This window comes from Bradyrhizobium sp. Ses1 (assembly GCF_059512365.1).
The window spans coordinates 1-3,827 of record NZ_JCAMOQ010000132.1; the positions used below are offsets into that span (position 1 = coordinate 1).

1 protein-coding gene and 1 pseudogene are annotated in these 3,827 nt (G+C 59.9%); one reads left to right on the forward strand and one right to left on the reverse strand.

What is annotated here, in order from left to right:
* Window positions 1–60: 60 nt before the first annotated feature.
* Window positions 61–1,392, reverse strand: coding sequence for a hypothetical protein (locus AC5ZG5_RS45730; protein WP_456647180.1), 1,332 nt, complete (start codon window positions 1,390–1,392; stop codon window positions 61–63).
* Between the two features lie 1,569 nt (window positions 1,393–2,961).
* Here AC5ZG5_RS45730 and AC5ZG5_RS45735 point away from each other — a divergent pair.
* Window positions 2,962–3,354, forward strand: a pseudogene (locus AC5ZG5_RS45735) (transposase); the annotation flags it as partial.
* Between the last annotated feature and the right edge of the window lie 473 nt (window positions 3,355–3,827).

Here is a 3,827-nt window from a genome sequence, read left to right on the forward strand (position 1 = left end):
TTGCGCATCGAAGTCCCCCGTGCCGAATCAGTTCGGTCCAAGGGAATCAGAGTGCGCTAATTAGGTACAGACCCTAAGCTTGCGCTGATTACTCGCCATCGCAAGGATAGGCTTCCTCTCTTTGGGAGTTGCTGCCGGTCCAAGCCTACGCAAGGCCTCGTTAGTAGCCTCGTCAATGAGGTCGGCATCACTCTCATAAGCGCTCAAGGTACGGCGCCCCATGACGCGGGGCCCAGGTCCGAGCGTTTCGAACCCTGCCCCGTCGGGCTGAAGCCTTCGGAGATGATTGAGGGCCGTAAAGAGGCGGCCCTTGGGGTCATTCTCCTCGCAGTATGCCATCATGTCTTCGGCTATTTCATCGCTTCGAAACCGAGAAGTCAGGGACGCCTTCTGATTGGCCGTAAGCCACTCAGCAAAGGCCTTAAGAACCTCCGTATGAGGCCTGATGGTTTTGTCGGGCACCTCGTGTCCTCGGGCTGCTGCAGCGAACTGGTGAATGAGCAGCGCGTCTCCGGTACAAGAAGGCGGCGGAGGCGGCGGAGGTGGCGCTGGAGGCCGAGGCAACAACTCGCCGGCGCGGAACTTCCGAAGCGCTTCCAACGCCGCACGCACTCGCTTGATGCCCCCCGCCTTCACAAATTCATCCACGTGGACTTTCAACTGATCAGGGTCTTCAACCAGACCGGCCAGCGTCAGGTTTCTGGGGTTGAGGAACTCGCTGAGCCGGCTCAGCTGCTCCACCATCCTCTGAACGGTGCTGGAAGCATAACTTCCTACGGCCGCGCGCGCGAACTCGGAAATGAGGGCCGCGTCCTCTTCGGACGCACGGGTGCGCTTATAGGCGTAGATTCGAAGCTCTGAAGTGACTGCATCCGACGCGATGTCGCCCAACGGCTTTTCACCGCGACTTCCTCCGAACACTTTGCCAAGCCTCGATTTAACCCGAGAAAGCAGTCCACGCCCTTTATCCTTCGCGCGCGCTGCAGGATTCGGTTCCGATGACGCTGCGTCGCGCACCCTACCAAACGCCCCGGCACCCAAGTCGGATGGAGATCCTGGCACAGCCGCACCAAAGTGAGCGCGAGGAATGTCAACACTGCGCCGCGTACTGCTGAACCGATTGTCCTGTGGGTCGGATTGCGGCACCATCCGCATCGAACCGCCGAGGCCGATGCGCTGGATGCCTCCATGCACCTCTGCCGGTCGAGTGTCAGGCGAACTCGGCTCGGCGGAGCTCTCCTCCGATGAGCTGAGCTGCAGATGGCCCAGCTGCTGCTCAAACCCGACCTGGTCCGCCGGCGCGCCGTCCGACTCCTGCCTCGCACGCAGCAGCTCGTGCTGCTCAGCGTACCAATTGCTCCAATAGTTCGGATCGCTATAGTTCACTTCCAACACTCCTCTCCTTGGATCAGATCAATCTTCATAATTGCCAGAACTACCTTTGAGCACGCTCCCGACCATCGGCCAGAAAGCCGATGCCAGGCTCCGCAACCAAAAAGGAGGACAGTCGCCGCACGCACGTCCTGGTTCACGCATTACTCCCACCAGCCCAGCTGGTACCTGCCGCAGAACAACTCGTTCACCCCACCCGGCAAGTCACGCCTGGAGCCAATGCGCAGCCGTGCGACGATCCCGCTTAGTGGAAAGCCTGAGACACTTGTGGGCCTGCCCTCACGACAAGCCGAAAGACAGCGTAAGACGGATAGTTGCGCCCCCGATTGCAACAGCATGCGGGACATCGGGATTGAACTGGCCCGACGCATCCGTGCCAAGATCATGCCCCGATTGGTCTCCAAATGCACGTCCCGTTCCAGTTTAAATTCTTCAATTGACGTCCTTCGCATTCGGCACGAGCCGCTTCGGAGAGCATCCGCAGCAGCAAAATCTCGTGCATATCTCAGAACTCGAGACATTGACACCGTTCCTTGCGATCAAGTCCCTTCCGGGGGTCGCCACGCTTGTACGATCAATACTGTACAACCTGACGCTACGTAGGCTTCAAGCCCTTTTGGCGATGGTCGTAATGAGGCTCGTGCGGGTTGGCGCATGAGGTCTACGTTGCGCTGTGCAACGCGATCCATCGCTCTTGTCCGCATTTCCAAGAGAGTGCGAAGGCGCTCCATCGCATCGTCGATGATCGCGGAGATCATGAGGCGGCTTCAATGGTCGGCGCGTTTTGCCGGGCACTGATCGATCCAGCATTCATGCGTCCTCCAAACTAGTCAGCCGATTTCTTATTTGTGCCGACCATCGTCTCAAGCGCTGCAGTTTGCGATTGAACAAGATGTGCAGGGCTCCGGTAGATCATCTTCAACGCGGTCAAGAGGCTTCTATCGTTCGGACGCAGCTCTTTAGCGCGCTTGATGCGTGACTCGTGATCTAGCCGGGCGATTGCGTGACCCTCGCGGTCAAGCCCTTCAGAAAATATGCGAAGGCTGCCGCTATAGATCGCAACGGCCGTTGCGGGTCGCTTGCTGCTATGAGCTGCGTCCTCGATGGGGCTTGGTCTTCGGCGGGAATACTCCGTTGCTCCCCTGGGCGCCGCGCACGCTGAGAACGGCCTAACGTACCACCGGGTTCAAGATACTCCCGAAGATAACGCAAGACAGGAATGGCACCCTGGTCGTCGAATTTATTGGCGTGGGCTACCAGCGAAGCGTTATCGAGCGCAGAAATCGATTGCCCATTACGTGCGAGATTCTCCCCAAGACTCCGAAGAAACCTTACATAACCACCGACCGTTGCCGCGCTCAGTCCCCGGCGTTCACCTGCTGACCGAATGGCGTTGTCGATGATGGAGGCGTTGCATCTGTTACGTCCTCTCTGCTTGCAGTGGCACCCCAACGAGGCGCCTTCGATTGTTTGAGCGTGGCGATGCCCCGCCCGGACGAGCCGGGCGAGGCAGTGTGGGCCGGGTCAGTCGCCGTTGCGACGGCTGGGGCGGGACCAGATCAAGCTGAAGCCCTCGCCATCGCCAGCAGTCGGCTGGTCTCGCTTGCGGACGACAAGGTAAGTTTTTCCTGGAAGGATTATCGGCAGAATCGCAAAGCCAAGGTGATGACGCTCGATGCCGACGAGTTCATTCGTCGCTTTCTGCTGCATACCCTGCCGGACGGCTTCCACCGCATCCGCCACTATGGCTTTCTCGCCAACGGCGGACGCAGCGACAAAATCGCCCACTGCCGCCAACTCCTCGCAATCCGCAACGCTCCGGCTGATCAACAAGCCCGCGAGGATCCCCTCGTCAAATGCGAGATCCCCGCCTGCCCACATTGCGGCGGCACCATGCGGCGCATCGACGTCGTCCCGCGAGCCTGCGCGCGCGACCATCCGTTTCGTTGTGACACGTCATGACCAGCACCTGCACCATCGACCCCTTCCGTGATCACCTTCTCGGTGGCAACGTCCGATGTCGCCGTGGCCGCGCTCGTCATCGCTCACCCCGTCAGTCACTCGGCCGCGCATCCCAGCACAGCAAATCGCTCGCGGCATCGCGCTCTAGGCCCGAGCAATGGCGCCGCTCACGTCCGATCAATATCTCGCCGGCGCGCGGCGACCACAGGCGCGCCTTCTCCGCAGTTGCACCGGCTGCACTATCGCCATAGCGCCCACAACTCCGCGGCTTCGTTCAATCCGGCTTCTATGAGGTCGCACGCTACGACAGCGCGCGTGGCTGGCCTTGCCCCCACGACCTCACAGAACCCTCAAGATTCCCGCTCAACCGCTTGGGAGATTCTTCACGGCCGACTGTCTAGTACCCACTTTTCTTGGATCGTGAGTCGTGATTCAAGATATGGATGATCCCCGAAGCAAGAGAAGTCCACCTT